Below are 20,735 nucleotides of genomic sequence, written 5' to 3'. Positions count from 1 at the left end.
TGGCAAAGAAACCTTCAGTTTAAGCCTGCTTTCCATACCCTTTCTTAAGGGACGCGCTCGCGTGATATAGTGAGAATAGCGCCCCATTACTATTGTCAGCGCACTTGGAAATATTGAAGAATATGCATTTGAGAAAAGAGGTCCACTTATGCCGGCTATACCCCTGCGAACGATTACTCTTGGTCTGGCGGAAGCGCATCCCCTATCAGCCGCAACGATTCGGCGCGCTGGAGATATTTTGCAGAGCGCCAGCCAGCGTTTTCGCGAGGCTGGATATGAAGTGCAGACGGTTCGTCTCTCGACACGTTCAATTCTCGATGATCTTGCTGGATGGTCTACAGCTTCCCTGCTCAAATATGTGAAGGAGCTGCAACAGAAGTTAGATGAAGCTCAGCTAGGTTTCTGTTCCCTGGGAACGGCCCAGGTTGCGGCCCCAGGCTTTCCGCTCAAGCGCCTTGAAGGTCTGGCGGACCTGCTGATTGCCACGCAGGCGCTTAACCTTACCGTCCAGTTAGCGACGCCAGAGCAGGGGGTGCGGACCGAAGCGGCTCTGCCCACCGCGCACATTATCAAGCGCCTGGCCGAAGAGACAGAAGAGGGCTTCGGTAATTTTCGCTTTGCCATGCTGGCCTGCGTGGCTCCGGGCAGCCCATTCTTTCCGGCGGCCTACCATGTTGGTGCCTCAAGTCTCTCGATTGGGCTCCAGGGGGCTGGTATCGTTGCGCAAGCCTTGAAACCTCAGCAATCCTCATATCTTGAAGTCCCTGATCTAGAGCTGGTTACGTATCGCATGCGGGAAGCGCTTCGCGATTATGCCACGCCGATTGTTGCTCTGGGACGCGAGCTGGCGCAGGAACATGATCTCTTATTTGGTGGCATCGACCTCTCTCCTGCCCCGATGGGCGAAGATAGCATCGTGACGGCCATCGAGCAGTGCGGACAGGGAAAGCTTGGATCTGCCGGGACGCTGGCCGTTGCTGCGGCTCTCACAGCAGCTTGTAAGAGCACGGGATTGCCCACCTGTGGATATTGCGGCTTAATGCTGCCAGTGCTGGAAGATGTTGGCCTGGCCAGAAGGTGGGAGGAAGGGCAGGTAAATGCGCATCAGTTGTTACTGTATTCGGCAGTATGTGGCACGGGCCTTGATACGATTCCCATGCCCGGGGATTGCCAGGTAGAAACTATCGCCAATCTACTCCTGGATGTGGCCAGCCTTGCCCAGCGCCTGCGCAAGCCTCTATCAGCTCGCCTCTTCCCCGTTCCTGGTAAGCGCGCGGGCGAGTACACAGCCTTTACCTCACCTTATTTAACCAATACCCTGATCCAAAGCATATAGCCTGTAGAGAAGAAATAGCCTCCGCGAGCCGACATCCTTGTGTCATCGCGGAGTTTCTAACCTCAATTATGATGGAGAAACATGCGTGCCCCAGAAGGCATCCATGACGCCGTGGTAACTGCTCCTGATTCCCTCGTAGAGACGAGCGTTTTCAATGGCCAGGGCAGCCAGGCTGGCGAGCACCGAGAGGAATTGAATATCGTCCTCATGGAAGATAGCAGGTTTATTGGTATAGACACGCAAAACGCCAATGGCCTCGCCACGAACCTCTAATGGAACACAGAGGACAGACACGATCCCTTCTTTCGCGGCAGCTTCTTGATACTGGAAGCGCGTATCTGTCCTGACGTCGGGAATAAAGACAGGGGAGCCGCCCAACGCCGCGCTATCGATAGCGCTATGCACTACATCGACTGGTCCTTTTGCGAGATAGTTGCCACTTAAACCACTTTCTGCGCTTAATCGTAGCTGGCCGGTTTCCGGATCAAGCAGACGCAACACGCAGGCCTTGACCTGCATAGCTTCTGTAATACTCTTTACCACACTCTCCAGTACCTGATCTAGTTCGAGGCTTGAGGAGATTGTCAGCGCCGCTTGATAGAGAGCGGTGTAATAATCCCGATGTGGTCGAGAAGAAGGGCTGCTCGCATGAGAATCTGTTGTCATCTTCGTTGTCTCCCCAATAAAAAACGTGATATGTACGGATAAAAAGTGCAAGGGACACAAGTTAACACGTTTGACACGTTTCTATTGTAACATACATAAGCATTGGGAGCGCAGGAGACACTATCCCCGTCTCTCTGGCCTGCCAGGCCGAGGGCCGAGGGATGACACAAAACTCTGGGCGATTAGCAGAGCGCGATCCGGCTCATCTCTCATCTCATATGTATTTTAACCCACCATTACTGGCTGTGGTGCAGGGTCCTGTACAAGCCATACGCGACACGTTGCATTCGCAAGCACAAAAGGCACGGTCTTGCCCAGATCATACTGGGTCTTATCGCTATTGCGCACGAGACCGATAAGGATTAAGGCACAATGATGATCCTTGGCTTCGTCTACGATAGCGGGACCGGCATCACGCGCCTGAACGACTTCAGCAACTGCGTCGCATCCAACTTTTTCTGCTATGACCATAGCTGAGTTGAGTAATTTGTCGGCACGCTCAGATTCTTGCGTGAGGACTGCTTTTAGAGGCAATGCACGTGGAACTTCAATAACATGTACCAGGTGGACCTTACGTTTGGCTCCTTTTGCCATCTGGCAACCAAGGTAGACCAGGTTAAAATCAAGCTTCTCACCACAGATAACGACAGCGATGTCTCCTCTGGTGTCTTCTCCCAAAGCCGATTTACTCATTTCTGTCTCTTCCTTGGCTCGGGAACCCCATAAGTGAACCATTGTTTTTTCCCTCCTGATGGAGCATGATAAAACAGCATCATCGAGCACCTTCAGTATCAGTTAGCACTTGCGCAAACATCTTAAGGGCTTTCCATCTGCATGGATTCTAATACCTAACCTCCTTTCAGTCAATGTCCTAAATATATATCGGAACCACCATTTAATGACACAAATTATATACTTACTAATTAAAGAGGAAGGCGACCGTTGAATGGCCGCCTTGCTGTTTTGTAAGTATATACGCTACTCCGGTTCGATAGTTGCTATCAAATTATAACTTAGGAGGCGTTCTTGATAATATTCAGCCGCTTCCTTTGGACAAACAATAACTATCGCGCTGCCCGTCAGATGCGCCGTTAACATGATGTGTTCAGCCTCCTGTGGCGTGAGGCTGTTAATCGCGTGCAATAACGCGAAAACGACGTAATTCATTTCATTGATGTCATCATCAAAAAGAACAACTCTGTACGGAGGCAGCAGTCGGGTACGGTGACGCACTATCTCCTCTGGTTTGATCTGTGCGTGAGGAATTGTCATCCCGTTCTTGGACATATGCCTGTGTTCTCCGTGTTTGGTAAAAGATGGTTCCTGGCAGCTCAGCATTGATGCTGTAAACTTACTAAGTCTATTGTAACCAAGTGTTTTGCATTTTACCAGGGCCGTGGAAAACTGTCCTATTTTTTGTGGGCGAGGAATGTCGCTTCATCCCGCTTTTTCACGCATACTGACGCTTTATTGTCGGTCTGCGCGGCCAGGCTGGCTTTGCCACGCGCTCTAGCAATGCCGTATTTGTGCGCTATCTGGCTTTTGTCGGATCAGGGCTGTATGGATAAAGCGATAGGCCGCGCTTGATCTTGCTTCATAAAAAGATCGCAATCCCAGCAGCTTAACTGCATCCTGAGAGGGAGAAAATAGCTGTCTGAGGCTGAGCACGAGGTATCTGTACTAATCCTGAGAGCGAGGCGAATTAATTGACGCCGCCAGATACACGGTGTACTCTTCTCTGTAGAAGCGGTGCATTGTTTTTCAGAAGACCGGAGTAGAGATATGGCACACAAACAAACATCCCTGACCGAAGCTATAGCCTCTGTGGCCGACAGCTCGATAGTGGCCCTGGGTGGGAATACGATCCATCGCGCTCCTTGTGCGGCAGTTCATGAGCTGGTGCGTCAGCATAAACAGCATCTGGAGCTGGTGAAGACGGCTGGCGCGTATGACGTAGATCTGCTGGTTGGCAGTGGGGTCGCCGATCGTGTCTCGGCGGGCTTTATCGGGTTTGAGAATGTGTTCGGGCTTGCCCCCCAGTATCGCCGGGCCGCCGAGCAAGGCCGCATTCAGGTGAAAGAGCATGCTTGCTATACTGTGATTACTGGTCTGCGCGCGGCCGTCCAGGGCGTTCCTTTTCTGCCTGTGGCCGGTATGCTGGCTTCGGATTTGATGCAGGCGCGCAGTTTCAAGACAGTTCAGGACCCCTATAGCGGCGAGGAACTTGCGGCCATTCAGGCTATCAAGCCCGACGTGGCGATTCTGCATGTGCAGGAGGCCGATGAACTGGGCAATGGGCGCATCTATGGGTCAGTCTATGAGGACGATCTGATGGCGCGGGCCGCCAGGCGCGTGATCCTAACCTGCGAGCGCTTAATTAGTACAGAAGAGACGGCGCGCGTGCCAGAATTGACGACAATTCCCGGTATATTTGTTAGCCATGTGGTAGTTGTTCCTCGTGGAGCTCATCCCTGTAGCTGTGGAGATCTCTATGATTATGACTATGACTATCTGGAGGGCTATATTAACGCTTGCCACGATTCCGCAAGCTATCAGGCCTGGCTCGCTGAACATATTCTCTCGGCAAGCCCGCAGGAGCAATTTCTTTCGCGCAGCCCGCAGAGCTGAGAATGCTCTCTATGCACGAGAAGGTTAAGAACGTTTGCACTCTGGAAAGGTGGTAAGCCGATGACTGCCATACCCTCTTCGTCTGCTGAGGCGGGCACATTAACGCAAGATACTATGATGGTTGTGGCGATGGCGCGTTTATTGCGCGATGGCGAGCGGGTATTTCATGGGGTAGCCTCTCCGCTGCCCATGATCGCTATTCTCCTGGCCCAGCGCCTACATGCGCCAAATCTTGTGTATATCAATATTACTGGTGGGATTAATGCGTTGCCCGAGACGCTTCCGCGCACTACTGTCGATCCACGGCTGACGCATGGCTCGCATGTCATTTTCAAGCTGGCTGAGATCTTCGATATGTCTGCGCGCGGCGATCTCGATACTGCCTTTCTAAGCGGAGTTCAGATCGATGGCGCAGGCCGCATCAACATGAGCGTGATTGGTCCCTATGAGCGCCCGAAAGTACGCTTGCCCGGGGGCGCCGGTAGCGCTGCTATCCTGCCTACAGCTCGCCGTACGCTGCTCTGGCGCACCAGGCACGACCCGCGCACGTTTGTCGAAGAGCTTGCTTTTGTGACGGCCGCCGGGAACGTGGATCGGGTAGTGACTCCTCTGTGCATCTTCGTCAAGCGCGAGGGACGGCTGCAGCTGGAAAGCATTCATCCCTATAGCTCGGCCGAGGAGGTGAGGGCGCAGACTGGCTTCAAGGTGGAGACTGAGGGCGTGCCTTTGACACCAGCTCCAACCACGGAGGAGCTGGCAGCGCTGCACGCTATCGATCCCCAGAGCGTACGTTTAATAGAATTTAAGGGATGAAGCGCCAAAACTCAGGCCTCTCAAAATCCTGCTTAAGGGAGCAAACAGGAAAATTTCTGCCTGCTCCCTGTGGTTCTCTTCTCTCTATCCCCGAAGCTCATCCAGCTGGCCAGAGTTGGAATAGATATAGAGAGCTCTACGCGTTTCCGTTTTTGGCTGCTTGCTTTGGAAGAGATAGATGTAAGGAACTTGAAGCTAGCAAGTAAAAAATATTGGGAAACGAGAGAAATCGTATTGCGAATCCCAGGATATTTTGAGAGGGAGTGAAACAATGACTGCAACAGTTACTGAGTACGTAGAGAAGATCAATCAGCCATGGCAGGTGGAGATCTGCAAGCGTGTTCGGCAAATTATTCTAGAAATTGTGCCAGATGCCGAAGAGGTCATACAATATAGTCGTCCCCACTACAAAAAGAACGGGAAATATCTCTGCGTCTTTAACACTGCCCAGAAGTGGGTAAATGTCATGCTCTTTAATGCCCAGGTCCTCTCGATTCCCCAGGGATATGGAGAGCTTAGTCCAAACGGCGAGCGCGTTACTGCCAAAATTCAGCAGGGGACAGATTTTAACTATGATCTGTTTGCTCAGCTCCTGCGCCAAGCTGCCGGGGCTCTTTAAGCTCTCTTCGCAGGCCTCTTTTCTGCTCATGCAATAAGTATGGGGTGGAAAGAGGCTTTTTTGTTGCCCACAGAGAGGCGCTGATAGAAATAGAAGAGGGACGGATGAACCGTCCCCTTCTAGAAGAAAGCCGTGCTTACTGCGTGAGCCGTTTGACACTGCGGTCAATCTTGCCCCCGCTATTGAGCAGGATGGCCCTTGCCCGCGATTTACGCGGAAGGTCTTCTGTATCTGGGAAGCGCAAAGCGACAACCGTTCTGGCCCCCAGATCAGCTTTACCAGGAGGCTGGCTGTTGCTTCTCTGCGCCTGGCCGATATCGCCGCGTACACGTCCGCGCCGCAGCAGCCCGATAATAGCGCCTATAATCAAACCGAGCACGACGCCAGCAATAAGCGTGGTGGGTTCGGGCAGGCCTGGTACGGCAAAACTTGCCCCGAAGCCCAACGCACCAAGTACCACACCAAAGATGATTGCGAGCAGCACTACCAGAAGAGGATTAGGGCCGCTACGCCGGGTCTGCAAAAAGAATTCGCTGCGCGAAGCGTTTGGACCGTGCTCGCGAAATACCCCTGAGCCGATCATTCCTTGCTCTAGCTGGTACACTTCGCCCTCGCTGAAGCCCGCCTTGTGCAGGCTCTGGGTAGCTTTCTCGGCTTTAGCTTCGTCAGGAAAAACAGCCAACAGATCATAGTCAGCTTGTTGTTGTTGTTGCATAAGAGTGGCTCCTGAATAAGTATACATATTCTTTGGCCATTATTATACACTCTCTAGCAGAAGCTATGGATGCTGAGGTGGATGCTATCTCAATTTCCTGACAGGCGCGAACGCCAGGCCTCGGTTGCAAAAGCTAGCTGCCCACGGCAGATCGTCGCCTGCAGGCGCAGAGATTGATCATAGATGAGCAGATCGGCATCATAGCCAGCTTTTAAGAGCCCTTTGCGCTGCGCCACATGGGCCGAAAGGGCCGGATTATACGAAAGCATGCAGGAGGCTTCTTGTAAAGACACATGGGTGATATCAAGTATGTTATGCAATGCCTGATCCAGGGTGAGCACTGTACCGGTTAAGGTTCCGTCCTCAAGGCGCGCAGCTCCACAGATGACATGGGCAACCTGTCCGCCAAAGTTAAAGGTTGCATTCTCCGGTAAGCCGGCGCCGGCAAGGGCATCGGTGATCACAATTACGCGCTTAGGGCCAAGCAGCCTGACCAGAATATCCATCACGGCTGGCTCGACATGAATTCCGTCAGAGATCAATTCGCCGAGCACCTGTGGCGCCTCAGCGATGGCCGCGATCGGGCCGGGGTCGCGATGGAGCAATGGGCGCATAGCGTTGAAAACGTGGGTGGCATGCGTGATGCCAAGCTTGATGGCTTCTTGAGCCTGCTGGTAATCGGCGTCAGTATGGCCGATGCTCACAGTTACTCCTGCTGAGACCAGGCGACGAATCATCTCGTGAGCGCCAGGAAGCTCCGGGGCAAGCGTAATAAGTTGAAGCTGGCCCTGTGTGAGCTCTAGAATGCGTTCAGTCTCTTGGGGATCGGGTGTGCGTAACCACGAGGGAGAATGAGCGCCTCGCCTTTTCAGGCTAATGTAGGGGCCTTCCATATGGATACCAACGGCCTCGGCAGCAAGCTCATGGCCTGTGGAGCTCTGCTTGATAGCCTGTACTGCCGTTTGGAGCTGGGAGGCGGGCAACGCGTTGGGCGTGCCTACCACGCCAATCAGAAAGGCCGTCACGCCCGTCTCTGGTACCCAGCGCGCGTAGGAGTGTATTTCGTTGATGTCTGTTGTGTGCAGGTTAAAGCCATGCCCTCCGTGAGTATGAACTTCGATAAAACCCGGCAGCACAATACTATCGCTGGCATCAATGATAGCTCCTGACGTGCTCTCTTGATCAACAATCCGCGTATTCTCAATGCTTAGCGTTCCTGAAGCAAGGTCTTGCGTCGCGTCGATCAAGCGGGCATTTTTTAGCGTAAGCTGCATTGATCTCTCTTTCCTGGAAAATATTCCATCTCTAGTGCATGCGCTTAGAGGAAATAAGCGCCAGATGCGAGATTTTGTATTCTCACCATCCCTCTATTCTATAAAGTGTAAGGCTTGCATTGCAACATGCCCTGTCTTCTCGCATTTTGGCAGAGCGCGTAGTTAGCGAACCAGCTAAGGGAGGATTGGTCAGAGAGAGCTTGTGAGAAAGAGAGGCAAGGTTCGTTTTGTCGGTGCAGGTGCCCAGAGGAAGTTCTTTATCGCTTGCCTGTGTAATCTGGCAGGCCTTATAAGCCAGGGCCACTCTGAGATTCGACCACTTGAGCATCCCTTCTTCCCCGGGATGTCGACAGGTGGCCATAATCTCGGTGCCGAACCGTAGCCAGATAGGCCTGTGTGTGGCAGCTAACGGCGTTGAATAGACTCAAGGACTGCGGCAACCTCCTGACGTACACGCTCATTGTGCGTCATTTCGGCATGGACTTTTTCCCAGCCGTGCATGATCGTTGTATGGTCGCGGCCAAGCTCGGTTCCGATCTGGAGCAAAGAGGCAGTGGTTTCTTCACGCATTAAGTACATAGCAACCTGGCGAGGCCAGACGGTTTCACGGTCCCGCTGCTTGCCACGAATGCGTGTGGAATCAATATTATAATAGCGGCAGACGCCTTCGATTACCTCAGCGACGGTAAGGCTAGTTGAAACCTTCTTGTCGCTATAGATATGTTCGAGGGCTTGCGCGGCCAGGCTCACTGAGAGTGGCGCATCATGGAGAGTTGCGTAAGCTATGACGCGATTGAGCGCACCTTCGAGCTCACGGACGCTGCTGCATTGGGGGCGCGCGATATATTCGATCACCGGTCCAGGGATGGCAAAGTGGAGCGATTCGGCTTTGGAGCGCAGGATGGCCAGGCGGTGCTCATATTCGGGAGCCTGGACGTCGGCCAGCAGGCCCCACTCAAAGCGGGAGCGCAGGCGGTCTTGCAGGCTATGAATAGCCTTGGGGGGACGATCACTGGTAACTACGATCTGCTTATTGGCATTGTGCAGCGTATTGAAGGTATGAAAAAATTCCTCTTCGGTGGATTCCTTGCCGGCAATAAACTGGATATCGTCGACGAGCAGAATATCGATCTGACGATATTTAGCCCGAAATTCTTCGGTTTTTTGGAAGCGAATAGCGTTAATAATCTCGTTAGTGAATTTTTCGGAGGTCACATAGAGCACTGTAAGCCCGGCAGTTTCCCCCATGTGGCCAACCGCATGTAAGAGATGAGTCTTGCCCAGTCCCACGCCACCATAAAGGAAAAGCGGATTGTAGATGCGCCCCGGATTCTCGGAAACTGCAAGAGAGGCGGCGTGAGCCAGCTGATTTGATTTGCCAACAATGAAGGCGTTAAAGGTATAGCGCGGATTTAGCAAACCCTCACCGGCAAAGGCCGAGGAACCTGAGAGCACCGAGGTGTTGGCATGATCTGGCGCTGCTGGCTGCTCGTGCTGGATTGGCTGGTTATGAGCCTGATCCGCCATTTCCTGGCGATTTTGCTCTTCAGCTTGCTCTCCCAGGTGCGTGCCGCCCGGAGAAGGAAAGAGCGAAGCCATAGAATACGTGGGGGCAGGCTTGATGGTGGCGGGATTACTGGTCGGGCGCTTATCGCGAGCCAGGGCTGCATGGCGTCCGCGTCCAAGCCGATAGGAGCGCTTGCTACCGAAAGGACGGGCCTCGGTGCGCAGCTCCTCCACTTGTTCCGGCACTTCTTTGGCGACAATGAAGCGCACCTCAACTGAACTTCCTATAAGCTCATCCAGGATAGAGCTGATTGCGTCAATGAAACGGCCTTCTAACTGGGCTTTAGCTACTGAGGTTGGGACGCGCACAGTAAAAACGCCGTCCTGGAAAGAGAGGGCGGAAGTCCCCTGAAACCATGTAGTAAAAATAGCCGGGTTGACCCTTGCTTGCAACCGTTCCATGGTGGTTTGCCAGATCTGTTTTGCATTCACGCACGCTCACCTCTTTGTAAGAGATACTGTTGTTTTACTTTTCCGATAGGTCTTTATGCTATCTACACTTCTGTTAATTATTGCGTATTTGATAGAGTATAAGTCCTGCATTCAGTATGTATCCTCTATTTAAAGTTTAAAGGCTGCAAAAAGTGTTCTCTCCTCCTGAAAAAGAAAACAAGCTATGGCAACCTTTACTTTAGATAACCGGCCTGGAAAAAAACCGAACTCGCTGGCAATAACAGGATCTGCATCTTTAGTCAGGCACATCCACATCTCACCCAACAGCGCTAAAAAACAGGCTTCGACGGGCTGAAGCCCGAAAAAAAGTCCACCTGGAAGGATAGAACTATAGCAGGTTGGCAAAGATACAGCACTGGCATAGGTGCAATGGTCAGCAAGATTATGCCAGCTGAAATTCCATTATTTGCGAATCGGGTCAAAGAATAAAAAACACTTGTTCCTGATCATACTTTGTACCGGTGAATTGTAATGGTAGCATTAAATCAAAACGCTGTAAAGCCCTCTTTTGGTACCAGAATGAGAGCTCTCTCATAGTTTTTCTTTGTGGGAACGCTATACTGATTGAGAACGTAAAATCCTGGTACTATACTGTCATTTAATCCGTTAATAAGAACAAGGAAATATAATGCTGTCAAGACAAGGGTAGCGCCTTATGCATGTGTTATGGTATATAGCTCTTATGAGAGAATATGGATTGGAGGTTGGTGGATGAAGTGTTGCATGCTATTGAACTCTAAACGGCTACTTTTCTGTGCTCTAGCGCTGCTTATTGGTGGAAGCGTGCTGGCTGCGTGTGCCTTTCCCTATGGAAGTGGTGCCCACTCGCAGACAAGCGAGGAGACTTTGACAAAGATGCACTGGTGCGGCAAGCCTTTGATGGTTTTTCATGATGAGCAAGGTCAGACAAATGGCTCACCCGCTGCCAACTCTACGTCAGCCACGCCTGTTCCTGCAGTCACTCCCAGGACAGTAACTGACTGGGCGCAAGTCAGGGCAAACCTTGACTTTACTGTGTTTCTGCCGGCTAGCCTGCCTGCAGGAACCTGCCTGATGAGCGCTTCGGGAACTTTGCATGATCCCATCCTGGGAAGCAATTTTATTATTGGTTATATGCTGCCAGATCATAGCTCTATTAGCTTATCTGAGGCTCCTACACGTTCGAAGGGTGCTGCGCAGTTTGCGTGCAATCCAGCGCTGGCAATGGCGGCACAGGGAGCAAATAAGGCTCAGGCTAAAGGCGGGACTGTGGCCGGACAGGCTGCTATGCAGGTGTGTTCAGGTGTACGCAATACGACGCATATTGTGTTCTCTGCCCGTGGCACGCAAAAAGAATTGCAACAATTTTTTCAGGATCTGCGCCCTGACCTTGCCTGGATACCTGAGAAATAATGAAGGACTCGTGTGCGAGCCCGCGCTGAGTTCTTAATAATCCCATCTGAAGAACTGAAAAGCTCTAAAGAGAACATGACCACCTGGTTACTTTTGTGGTAATCTCTGGTAGGCTATACCTGATGCTTTCTTCTTCAGGGCCGTGAAAACTTCTTAATATAGATGCGGCTCTTGCTCTGACAGGCATTTTTAAAGAAGCATGATTGGCTCTTTAGTACTACTTAACTATTCCGGGGACCCCGGCCAGCGGGCCAAAACTATACCTCTTCCCCCGGTTTCTATAAGTGCGTGCTCGTGAGCTTGCAGGTTATCTGGGTGCATGTTTGTCGTCGTATCAGCGGGTATGAAATAGTCTCAACGAGAAGGTCAGCTGATCGATACCCTCGACTCTCAACTTGCACTTCTGATATAATGACAGAAGTTTTGCGCTTGCACGTAACAGCAATTTATACGTGCTATGAATGGGAGGAACGTTTATTATGGACAAGTGTCCCTATTGTGGGGCCGACACACGGCCAGGGGATAATTTCTGCTTGAATTGTGGCAATCGCCTGCTTTCTGCAACTCCCTCATCATCGCCTCAGCAGGCGCAGCCGATTGGCGAAGCCACACTAGCAGCGCCAGATGATTGGGCTTCGTCTTTGCCTGGTGCCAGTGGTATGGGCGGTTGGCCCGAGGATAGTAGACGCACGATTCCAGAGCCGGAAGCAGATGCGGTCACCTATAGAGCTGAATCTTCTGCACCGACCGCACAGGCGACGATTGATGTAATAGAGCGTCCAGCCCGCTTTATTCTGCATTCGGAGTCGGGTGAGGTTCTGCAAGAATTCTTGCTGGATAAGCCAGAAATTACGATTGGTCGTGCTCCAAGTAGTGATATATTGTTATCGAAAGATAAGCTTACATCTCGTCGCCATGCCACTCTTTACTATGAGAATGGTCAGTATCTGTTGCGTGATGAGCGCAGTGCCAATGGTACCTTTATCAATGGGCAGCAGGTTGAAGAGATGGTGCCCCGCCCACTCCAGGATGGGGATAAAATCGGCATCGGAGAGCATGAGCTTGTCTTTAAATCATACGATTCGGTAAGCGAGGAGCCACAGGCTCAGGAGCCCATGGTAGATGTGGTTGATCTGCCAACCGTGTCTGTCCATGAGGATGCGCCGTTTGGAGGGCTCTATAACCAGCATCCCTATGAGGAGAAGACCTACCGAACGCAACAGGACGACATGGCCACTGTGCCAACTAGCGATGACTATGAGACGAACATAATGGATGAGGAGGAACAGGCCCCGGCACAACAGCCACAAGTGGTGGCTCCAGCCACGCCGCAGCCTGTCGAGACGAGTGCGCCGGAGGAGTTGCCCATCGCCGCAGCGCCGCCAGCCCCTATCGCCTCTTCTCCTGCTCTCAACACTCCTCAGCCTAGTAGATCATCTTCATCAGGCTCTTTGCCTTATAATCAGTCGGCCTATGGCTCTGCGTCTGAGAGCTCTGTATCCCGCTCGACGACGGGCGCCGCTGCCGCAGGCATAACCTTTAATCGGCTTACCAGCCTACCTTTGCCATCTTTGCCAGATATCAGCGCGTTAGTGGCTGCTCTCTCTACCCTTGATGGCCAGGTGATGTCCTTGCAGGAACAGCTCAATGCGACGCAAGATGCCTTGCGCAATCACGATAGTGAGATCGCGCGTACGACGAATCAGTTGCGCGCTGGCATTCGCGATGTCTCCGATCGTATGGATAGTACGATTGCCGATGTAGCGCGCAGTCGCGAGGCGCTTTCCTGGTCAGAGCTAGTTCAGTTAATGGAAGATGTGATGAACAATCCGCGCGATATCGAGTACGTGATCAAGCTTGCTCGTAAAGCACGGGAGCTCAATAAGGTATTCCAGATCCACCAAAGTGTCTTGAATACTATGGCCGAGTGCAATAGTCTGTTGCGCAGCATGATTGGTGAGGATAAATAGATCAGGTTCGTTTGGCTAAGCAGAACTGGCCGCCTGAGATGTGGCCATAGCTGGGATGGCTGAAGAGGCCATCCCAGGTTCTGTTATTCTCTTTTTCTGTCCTTTACCAGTACGATTTGTGGCGGCCTCTGGCTGGAGTGGTCAAAAAAGCCATTCTACCGCTTCCCTCATCAGGGCTTCGCAGGCTGCTCAAATCTCTTGCGCGGGTACTGGTCAGGCGAGTGCATTGGACAATTGCATGCAAGAACGAGAATCGCGTCCTACCTCAGCGCCGGATGCCATTGTCATTGGCGGCGGACTGGGAGGTCTCTTAAGTGCAGCTCAGTTGCTCCAGCGGAATAAGCGGGTCATTGTGCTGGAGCGTTTACCACATTGCGGCGGGCGTTTTACTGCCAAGACTTTTCAGGGCGTGCAGGTAAGTACTGGAGCTGTACACATGGTCCCCTTTGGCAGCAGCGGTGTCCTGGCCGGGATGTTGCGCCGTCTGCGCGTGCCACATCGTTTTTTCGATGCCGATGTCTTTGGCTCCTTTCATGTGCATGGGCAGCAATATCGCGCCCGTGGCTTGCTGGGAGTCTTTAAGTTTCTTGGTCCACGCCAATTTTTCTGGTTTACGCGTGTTGGCTATTTGATGTTCTTCCGCCCATTGCCAGCGCGTGAAAGTCACCTTCCTTTTGATCTCTGGCTCCAGCGGCATATCGATGTCAAGCGCAATCCTCAACTTGTGGCCTTTTTCGAGCGCATATCGCGTTTCGCCTTGAGCCTGGAACTGAGCCAGGTGAGCGCGGCTGAAGTTGTACGCACGACAAAGAATATGCTGCGTTACGGGGCGCCGGCGATCGTGGATGGTGGCTGTGCCGCCCTGACGGGCCAGCTAGAGCGCCATATTTCTCAGCAGGGCGGCGAGATTCGCCTCTCCTGTGAGGTGCTCCAGATCTTGCAGGACGAGGGACATGTCACAGGCGTGCGCGTGCGCGATAAGCTTAGTGGGAAAGAGGAAGTCCTGGTTGCTCCTCTGGTAGTCAGCGATATTGGCCCGCGTGCTACAAATGCTCTGCTCGATAATCGCAAGATTACCCAGGCCGAGGTCTTGAAGAGCAAAGCCGCTAAAGAGGAGGAGGCAGACCTGGCCCTCCATGAAGCTGTAGGGCTCAAAGTGCACGTACTCAGCGACGTCTCACTTATCCCTCACAAGGGCATCATGTATTGCCTCGATACGCAGCGCATTGCTGGTATCGTGCAGCCAACCAATAGTGATCCTCGTCTGGCCCCTCCTGGCAAGCATCTCATCATCAGTCACCAGGTCATTCAGAGCAACAACGTCGAAGAGGAGCGTGCGCTGGCTCTGGCCGACCTCCGGCGGCTATTTGGAGAAGCATTTGATAAGCATTGCCAGGTTTTAACTATGGGCACTTATCGCGGAGAGTGGCCAGTGAATCGGCTTGCCCAGGGTGAGGATGTCTTACCGGTTACCTCAACGCCGGGTTTGTATCTAGTCGGCGATGCCGTCAAGCCATCAGGGTATCTGATGGTAGAGGGCGTTGCCCAGAGTGTAAACCAATTTCTAGATCTACTTGATCTTGTCGACCAGGAGCAAGGTGCGGTACGTAGCAAAACTTTTAGCGCCCGTACTCATCGCTCACGTAATGTAACCTCACCACCTTCCCGTCTCAACGCTATTCGCTGGCTCTGGAAGGCCCCTGGTAACTCTGGTAAAATATGAGGAGGTCTGAAGCGCATGAATCATGAGGAAACGCTTATGCGCCATGCACCGTATTACCTTGTGACCGGGGGGATGCCGCTGCGCGGGGAAGTCTCGGTCAGTGGCGCAAAGAATGCTGTCACAAAAATGGTTATCGCCTCGTTACTAACCACAGAGCAATGTATGCTGCGCAACGTGCCGCTCCTTGGTGATCTTGATCTGACCATCAAGCTCTGCCGGGAACTGGGCTCGCAGGTAGATTTGCAGGATCATACGCTTACTATTCGGACACAGGATTGTGAGAAGAGGGTTGTCTCAAGGGATGTAGGCGGGCTCAATCGGATCTGCGTGCTGGCTATCGGGCCCATGCTCCATCGCTGTGGTGAGGTGACGATACCAGCTCCCGGAGGCGATCGCATTGGACCGCGCCCCATTGATTATCATCTCGATGGACTACGCCAGATGGGCGCCACAATTGAGGAGCGTGAGGGTTATTTCGTCTGCTCGGCCAGCAAACGCTTGAAAGGGACGACTATCAAGCTGCCTTTCCCCAGCGTCATGGCTACCGAGAATTTCCTGATTACTGCCTCGCTGGCTAAAGGGGTTACGGTAATCGAGAATGCCGCGAATGAGCCAGAGATCATTGATCTGATTAAGCTCTTGCAGAAGATGGGCGCGATTATTGAGCTGCAGGTAGATCGGCGCATTGTTGTGGAGGGCGTGGAAAGCTTGCGGGGCGCCTCGCATACCTTGCTTAGTGATCGTAACGAGGCTGTTTCGCTGGCTGTCGCTACTTATTTAACCAGGGGCGATGTGTATTTGCGTTTGGCCCAACAGGATACCTTGTTGACTTTTCTTAATACGCTCTCTAAAATGGGGCTCTGTTTTGAGATCGATGATGAGGGTATTCGCTTTATTGGCGATGATCGGCCGCCGCCGGCTATCGCCCTGGAGACCGATGTGCATCCGGGCTTCATGACTGATTGGCAGCAGCCCTTTACCATTTTGCTGACGCAGGCCAATGGTATGTCTGTTGTGCATGAGACGATCTATGAGGATCGCTTTGGCTATACATCTGCGCTCATTGGTATGGGAGCCCATATCGGCCTGTATCCTAAATGTCTGGGTGAGGTTCCTTGCCGTTTTAAGGGCAAGCAGTATATGCATAGTTGTGTTGTGCGTGGACCTACCCCGCTGAAGGGGACGCGTCTCTATATTCCTGATATTCGTGCAGGCTGTTCCTATATCCTTGCTGCCCTGTGTGCTGAAGGCACCTCTCAGGTCTATGGCATAGAGCATATCGAGCGCGGCTATGAACAACTCGATGTAAAGCTGCGCGGCCTGGGGGCTCGGATAGAAAGGGTGGAGGGCGAGCCTGCATAGTTCCTGACTAATGGAACAGGAGAAGGTGACTCGCCATGATCTTTTTCTCTCTTCTCACCAAAGAACTGCGTTTGCGTATGCGCCGCGAGCGGACTATCTGGGTGATTGTGGCTTATATAGCGGCGATGAGTTTGCTAGGTGTATTCTTTGTGAGCAGCTTGAGCAGCTATACCTATGGTGGAAGTGGACTCAGTAACGTTGGCGTACAACTCTATGTCCTGCTGTCTCAGGTGCAGCTTGTGCTTATTGTTTTTGTTACGCCGGCTTTTACCGCTACTGTAGTTAATGGTGAGAAGGAGAGGCAAACCTTCGATCTGCTCCTATGCTCTCGGCTCTCTTCCTTTGCCCTGGTGGCGGGGAAGCTGGCGGCGGGGATCACTAATACGCTTCTGCTTATTGCTGCCTCGATTCCTCTTTTTAGCCTTGTCTTCTTCTTCGGAGGAGTTTCGCCTACGCAGGTCTTCTGTACTCTGACCGTCTTTGTGGTGACGGCCCTTGTCGTGGGCACCTTTGGCCTGCTATGCTCGACGCTTTTTAAGCGGCCGGCGATCTCTACGGCTGTAGCTTATCTGGGCGGAATCCTCTGGCTTGTGCTGCCGCTGCTTGTGGCTTTGATCCTTACCTGGACGAATAGCACCTGGTTTCAGCTTTATCCAGACCGTTCAAAGCTGCTCTTTGCTTGGAATCCGCTGCTGGCTCTTAGCAGTACATATGCGCAGACGAGCGACGCATTTCCTTATGTTTTCAGGCTTAGTGGAGTCTTGAGTCTGGGGATACTTTCGTTGGCGCGCGGGGCCAGCTCTTATATGCTGGGGAAAGCCGTACTGCCTCTCTGGCTGGTTTATTCCTTGTTGTCGCTGCTGGTGACTGTGATCTTTTTTCTGCTCTGCCTCTTGACGATCAAGCCTCGCTCGCTGCTGCGCTGGCGTAGTCGCAGATTGATAAGTACGCCTTAGCAGCAGCGCACAGGCGCGAGCAACTCTGCTCGCCGGATGTGGTCATCCCTGCCAGCCTGTCTTGACCTCCCTGAGCTGCTCAGGGGTCAGGATTCTGAACAGGATTAATAAGTTCTCTAGATCATACTCCAGACCAATCGAGTGTAGTTCCTGGCGAATACGACCGAGGGCGCTCACCTGGCTTGTGGTTATTAGCCCATAGCTTACGAGGCTTGCGGCCAGGAGCTGATCTGGAGTCAGCAATTTAAACATAAGCAATATCTCACCAAGCTGATAATTTAAGTCCACGCCACGTAACATCCGCTGTATATTTTGGGCAACCTCCAACCGATTTTGGGGGACGAGATGTCCCTCAAGCAGCACGCTGCCCAGCGTTCGCGTTGCTCGTCCATTGAGCACAGGTGGCTTATTGGTGAGCGTGGGCGACTGAGGTAGCGAGGGCATTGGCGGGAGGCTTTGCACGATGTCGAGCAATAGCGCATTATGCGAAGATATGCTCATATCCAATTCCGTGCCTGAGTCCTCTACCTGCCGAACTAAAGCGTCAGTTTGAGGATGCTCCGTACCTGTCTGGCTCTCACTATTTTTTTCGTTAGTACCTGCTTTCTCTACTATAGTCTCTGCTTCTTGTACCTTAGTCTCTATAATCTCCGTAGGATAGTTATCCTGGGGATCATGCTTTGGCGACTCGTCTTCTTTGGGTGTGATCACCTTATGCTGGGCCTGCGTTGGCGTAGAGATTGAGGCCAGAGAAGACTGCGCTGCTGTAGTGTGACTATGATTTGGGCGCGACAAGACCTCTGGCCGTCGCCCGGCTGTCTCCGCTGCTGTTTGAGGGTTTGCCGCGCGCTCAACGGGGATACCCTGGATCGGCGAGGCACGTAAGGGCTGCGTGCCAATCTTCTCTTTACTAACAGAAGGCTGCTGTGTGGGCGTATAGTTGATGTTATTGGCAGCATAGAATGCTTGCTCAAACTCGCTCTGCTCTGCCTTACTTGCCGGCTTGACTTCTAGCTGGCCGGCTTGGATTTCTTGTGCGCTTGGCGTTTCGCGGTGCTCTGGATTGTGCCCCTCACTATCGTTGCGCTGAAAAATATTGTATTGCTCAACAGGCTCGTTCCGACGCTGAGGGTGGCGCTCTTCCTCGTATCTATCGTCTTTATGCTGCGTATTCTGTTCCACAACGTGCTCGTTGCGCCGAAGGGAATAGCGTTCTTCTAATAAGCGCGAGAGCTGGGCCAGTCCCGATTCGCCTTCCTCCGAGCTCAATTGCCCGCTTGCCAATCGTTGGAGGGCCGTTGGCTCGGTTGGCCTCTCTTTGCTGGGCGTGGGCTGTATAGCTGGCGCCTCAGCCTGCCGGTGCTCTGGCACGGTTGGATGGTTATTGGGAACTGCTGGTGGAGGGCTCCAGCTACGCTGAGAGGGATAAAGAACAGCGCGAATCTTATCCGTATAGGCTGGCTGGTTTAAACCTGCTGTGCCTGATGATAGCGGCTGCGAGGGAGCTGTCGAGGCAGGTGATGGATTTGCCCTTGGCGATAGCTGGCTTAAGAAGCTATCGGTCAAAGGCTGCGAACGCAGTGTCGTCTCGCCAGGGGGCTGATTCATGGCCATAGAGGCCATCTGATCAGTTCTTTGCGTAAAAGTAGGAAACGTAGACGATGCTGGCGGCGGTGTCGCTGTGCGGGAAAGGCGCGGCGACGTATTAAGATTGGAGAGAGGGCTGGGTATGCGCGCGCGGACAGCTTCAACGAGCTGCCTCAAGCCGATCATGCCATCGATGTCAAGATCCGCGTTTGAGGAAGAACGATCCTCGGGATCACGCGACCCATAACCGGCAAGATTCGTGCATTGGAAAGTTAACACCTGCACACCGCGCCCTCTACGTTGTCCATCTAATGCTACCCAGAACTCGCGCCGTGCCGCGGCTGCTTGCGCCAGATTGACAAGCACAAGCTTAACGGGATGGCGCGCTATGGCATCGAAAACTTCTACTGCAGTCCGTGCCGAGTGACATTCATAACCTGCAAGCTGTAGCTCACTCGTAAGCAGAGATGCAAGCTGTTGATCACGCTCAAAAAGAAGAATATGTGGTCCGCCAGTACTGATGTTCATACCCGCATCACTCCAGTTGCTACAAGCGTCCTGACTGAGATTACAGGAGTCGTCTGCTTTTTCCTGCTAGATTGTAATAAGTAATCTATCTCTATAATGCCTTTTGCCTTAGAAATTGCCAAACATTGGGGCTAGTATAGCATACATCTCTGGCATTGTCATAGCGACCGTGACTAATGACGTATGCTGCCCGCTATCCGTGTATAATGGTAAAGGGTGTTAGCCCAGAGCTAACCACATTGATTTAGGAGTATTACTGATGAGTCAATCTGTTTCGCGTGCCCACCATCCCGTTGTTGCTTTCATTACCGACTTTGGCCTGGGAGATGGGGATGTGGGGGTGATGAAAGGGGTCGTGCTGGGAATTGTGCCCGATGCGCATGTCATCGATATTACCCATGAGGTCGCGCCGCAAAATGTGGCTTCGGGCGCCTGGATTCTGGCCTCGGGGTATCGCTATTTCCCCAAGGGGACAGTCTTTAATTGTGTGGTCGATCCCGGCGTAGGCAGCGTGCGCCGACCTATTGCGGTCCATGCTGGCGATTGGTTCTTTGTTGGACCCGACAATGGCCTCTTTAGCTATGTCCTGGCCGAGCAGCCGGTACACGATATTGTTGTGCTTTCCAATCCCGCCTATCATCTCTCGCAGATCAGCTCTACCTTCCATGGACGCGATATTTTCTCGCCAGCTGCTGCCCATATTGCTAACGGGGTGGCTCTGACTGAACTAGGGGAAAAGCTTGCTCCTGCTGACCTGGTGCGCCTCGATTTAGAGCTTGCTAAGCGCCAGGGAGAGCGTGTTGAGGCCAGTGTTATCCATGTAGATAACTTTGGCAATCTGATTACCAGCATCCCGCTTAGCCTGGTTCCTGAACTCTTTAGTAGCTCCCAGGCTCAATTGAGCTTTACCGAAAAGGGGATCACCATTACCGAGCGCCGGCGCTTCTTTTCCGATCTGCCGGAGGCCGAAAGGAATAATGCCAATGAGAGCCACCCCTTTATCTATGGGGATAGCGCCGGCTATGTAGGGATCGCCATACGCAATGGGAACGCCTCAAAAACACTTGGTGTAGGGTACGCTGATCCTATTACTTTAGTCCTACTGAATAAATAGGACGAGCTTTACTAGAACTGAAGAAGCAGGAAT

The 20,735-nt window shown here is 52.6% G+C and carries 17 protein-coding genes; 10 read left to right on the top strand and 7 right to left on the bottom strand.

The features are described 5' to 3' along the window. Positions 1-148: 148 nt before the first annotated feature. Positions 149-1,336, top strand: a complete 1,188-nt coding sequence (locus tag EPA93_RS25230) for a DUF711 family protein (RefSeq protein WP_129890159.1) — start codon at positions 149-151, stop codon at positions 1,334-1,336. Positions 1,337-1,402: 66 nt separating this feature from the next. Here the strand turns inward: EPA93_RS25230 and EPA93_RS25225 are convergent, their stop codons facing one another. The 3 genes from EPA93_RS25225 to EPA93_RS25215 form a co-directional block, all read right to left on the bottom strand. Further along, positions 1,403-2,002: a GAF domain-containing protein gene (locus EPA93_RS25225; protein ID WP_129890158.1), complete on the bottom strand. Its 600-nt coding sequence runs from the start codon at positions 2,000-2,002 to the stop codon at positions 1,403-1,405. A gap of 225 nt (positions 2,003-2,227) precedes the next feature. After that, positions 2,228-2,695, bottom strand: coding sequence for a universal stress protein (locus tag EPA93_RS25220; RefSeq protein WP_165423381.1), 468 nt, complete (start codon positions 2,693-2,695; stop codon positions 2,228-2,230). A 285-nt stretch (positions 2,696-2,980) separates the two neighbouring features. After that, positions 2,981-3,289 (bottom strand): ATP-dependent Clp protease adaptor ClpS, encoded by a 309-nt coding sequence (locus tag EPA93_RS25215; protein ID WP_207229205.1) that lies wholly within the window; start codon positions 3,287-3,289, stop codon positions 2,981-2,983. Between the two features lie 495 nt (positions 3,290-3,784). Between EPA93_RS25215 and EPA93_RS25210 the strand changes: the two genes are divergently transcribed. The 3 genes from EPA93_RS25210 to EPA93_RS25200 all read left to right on the top strand — a co-directional run bounded on the left by EPA93_RS25210 (position 3,785) and on the right by EPA93_RS25200 (position 6,062). Further along, a complete protein-coding gene (locus EPA93_RS25210; protein ID WP_129890156.1) occupies positions 3,785-4,630 on the top strand; it encodes a CoA transferase subunit A in 846 nt (281 codons plus the stop codon). A gap of 60 nt (positions 4,631-4,690) precedes the next feature. Continuing rightward, positions 4,691-5,443: a CoA-transferase subunit beta gene (locus tag EPA93_RS25205; RefSeq protein ID WP_207229204.1), complete on the top strand. Its 753-nt coding sequence runs from the start codon at positions 4,691-4,693 to the stop codon at positions 5,441-5,443. A 271-nt stretch (positions 5,444-5,714) separates the two neighbouring features. After that, positions 5,715-6,062 (top strand): DUF1801 domain-containing protein, encoded by a 348-nt coding sequence (locus EPA93_RS25200; protein WP_129890155.1) that lies wholly within the window; start codon positions 5,715-5,717, stop codon positions 6,060-6,062. A 136-nt stretch (positions 6,063-6,198) separates the two neighbouring features. Here the strand turns inward: EPA93_RS25200 and EPA93_RS25195 are convergent, their stop codons facing one another. The 3 genes from EPA93_RS25195 to dnaA form a co-directional block, all read right to left on the bottom strand. Next, complete coding sequence (locus EPA93_RS25195) at positions 6,199-6,777, bottom strand: hypothetical protein (RefSeq protein ID WP_129890154.1); 579 nt, start codon at positions 6,775-6,777, stop codon at positions 6,199-6,201. Positions 6,778-6,866: 89 nt separating this feature from the next. Further along, positions 6,867-8,051, bottom strand: a complete 1,185-nt coding sequence (nagA, locus tag EPA93_RS25190; protein ID WP_129890153.1) for an N-acetylglucosamine-6-phosphate deacetylase — start codon at positions 8,049-8,051, stop codon at positions 6,867-6,869. Positions 8,052-8,456: 405 nt separating this feature from the next. Continuing rightward, positions 8,457-10,049: a chromosomal replication initiator protein DnaA gene (dnaA, locus tag EPA93_RS25185; RefSeq protein ID WP_129890152.1), complete on the bottom strand. Its 1,593-nt coding sequence runs from the start codon at positions 10,047-10,049 to the stop codon at positions 8,457-8,459. 744 nt (positions 10,050-10,793) lie between these two features. Between dnaA and EPA93_RS25180 the strand changes: the two genes are divergently transcribed. From EPA93_RS25180 to EPA93_RS25160, 5 genes are all read left to right on the top strand, one after another. Then, the gene (locus EPA93_RS25180) at positions 10,794-11,462 is read left to right on the top strand and encodes a hypothetical protein (protein ID WP_129890151.1); all 669 of its coding nucleotides are present in this window, start codon (positions 10,794-10,796) and stop codon (positions 11,460-11,462) included. A 479-nt stretch (positions 11,463-11,941) separates the two neighbouring features. Beyond that, positions 11,942-13,432, top strand: coding sequence for an FHA domain-containing protein (locus EPA93_RS25175; RefSeq protein ID WP_165423380.1), 1,491 nt, complete (start codon positions 11,942-11,944; stop codon positions 13,430-13,432). Positions 13,433-13,670: 238 nt separating this feature from the next. Further along, on the top strand, positions 13,671-15,155 hold the full coding sequence (locus EPA93_RS25170) for an FAD-dependent oxidoreductase (protein ID WP_165423379.1): 1,485 nt from the start codon (positions 13,671-13,673) through the stop codon (positions 15,153-15,155). 15 nt (positions 15,156-15,170) lie between these two features. Then, on the top strand, positions 15,171-16,517 hold the full coding sequence (gene murA / locus EPA93_RS25165; RefSeq protein WP_129890148.1) for a UDP-N-acetylglucosamine 1-carboxyvinyltransferase: 1,347 nt from the start codon (positions 15,171-15,173) through the stop codon (positions 16,515-16,517). 35 nt (positions 16,518-16,552) lie between these two features. Then, positions 16,553-17,473, top strand: a complete 921-nt coding sequence (locus tag EPA93_RS25160; protein ID WP_129890147.1) for an ABC transporter permease — start codon at positions 16,553-16,555, stop codon at positions 17,471-17,473. A gap of 42 nt (positions 17,474-17,515) precedes the next feature. Here EPA93_RS25160 and EPA93_RS25155 read toward each other — a convergent pair whose 3' ends face one another. Beyond that, positions 17,516-19,588, bottom strand: a complete 2,073-nt coding sequence (locus tag EPA93_RS25155) for a hypothetical protein (protein WP_129890146.1) — start codon at positions 19,586-19,588, stop codon at positions 17,516-17,518. 259 nt (positions 19,589-19,847) lie between these two features. Here EPA93_RS25155 and EPA93_RS25150 point away from each other — a divergent pair, with 259 nt between their 5' ends. Continuing rightward, positions 19,848-20,702, top strand: a complete 855-nt coding sequence (locus EPA93_RS25150) for an SAM hydrolase/SAM-dependent halogenase family protein (protein WP_129890145.1) — start codon at positions 19,848-19,850, stop codon at positions 20,700-20,702. The last annotated feature ends 33 nt before the right edge of the window (positions 20,703-20,735 follow it).

Origin of the sequence: Ktedonosporobacter rubrisoli (assembly GCF_004208415.1) — a bacterium.
GTDB lineage: Bacteria > Chloroflexota > Ktedonobacteria > Ktedonobacterales > Ktedonobacteraceae > Ktedonosporobacter > Ktedonosporobacter rubrisoli.
Note: the sequence above shows the minus strand (reverse complement) of the source record. Positions and strands in the feature narration are given on the sequence as shown.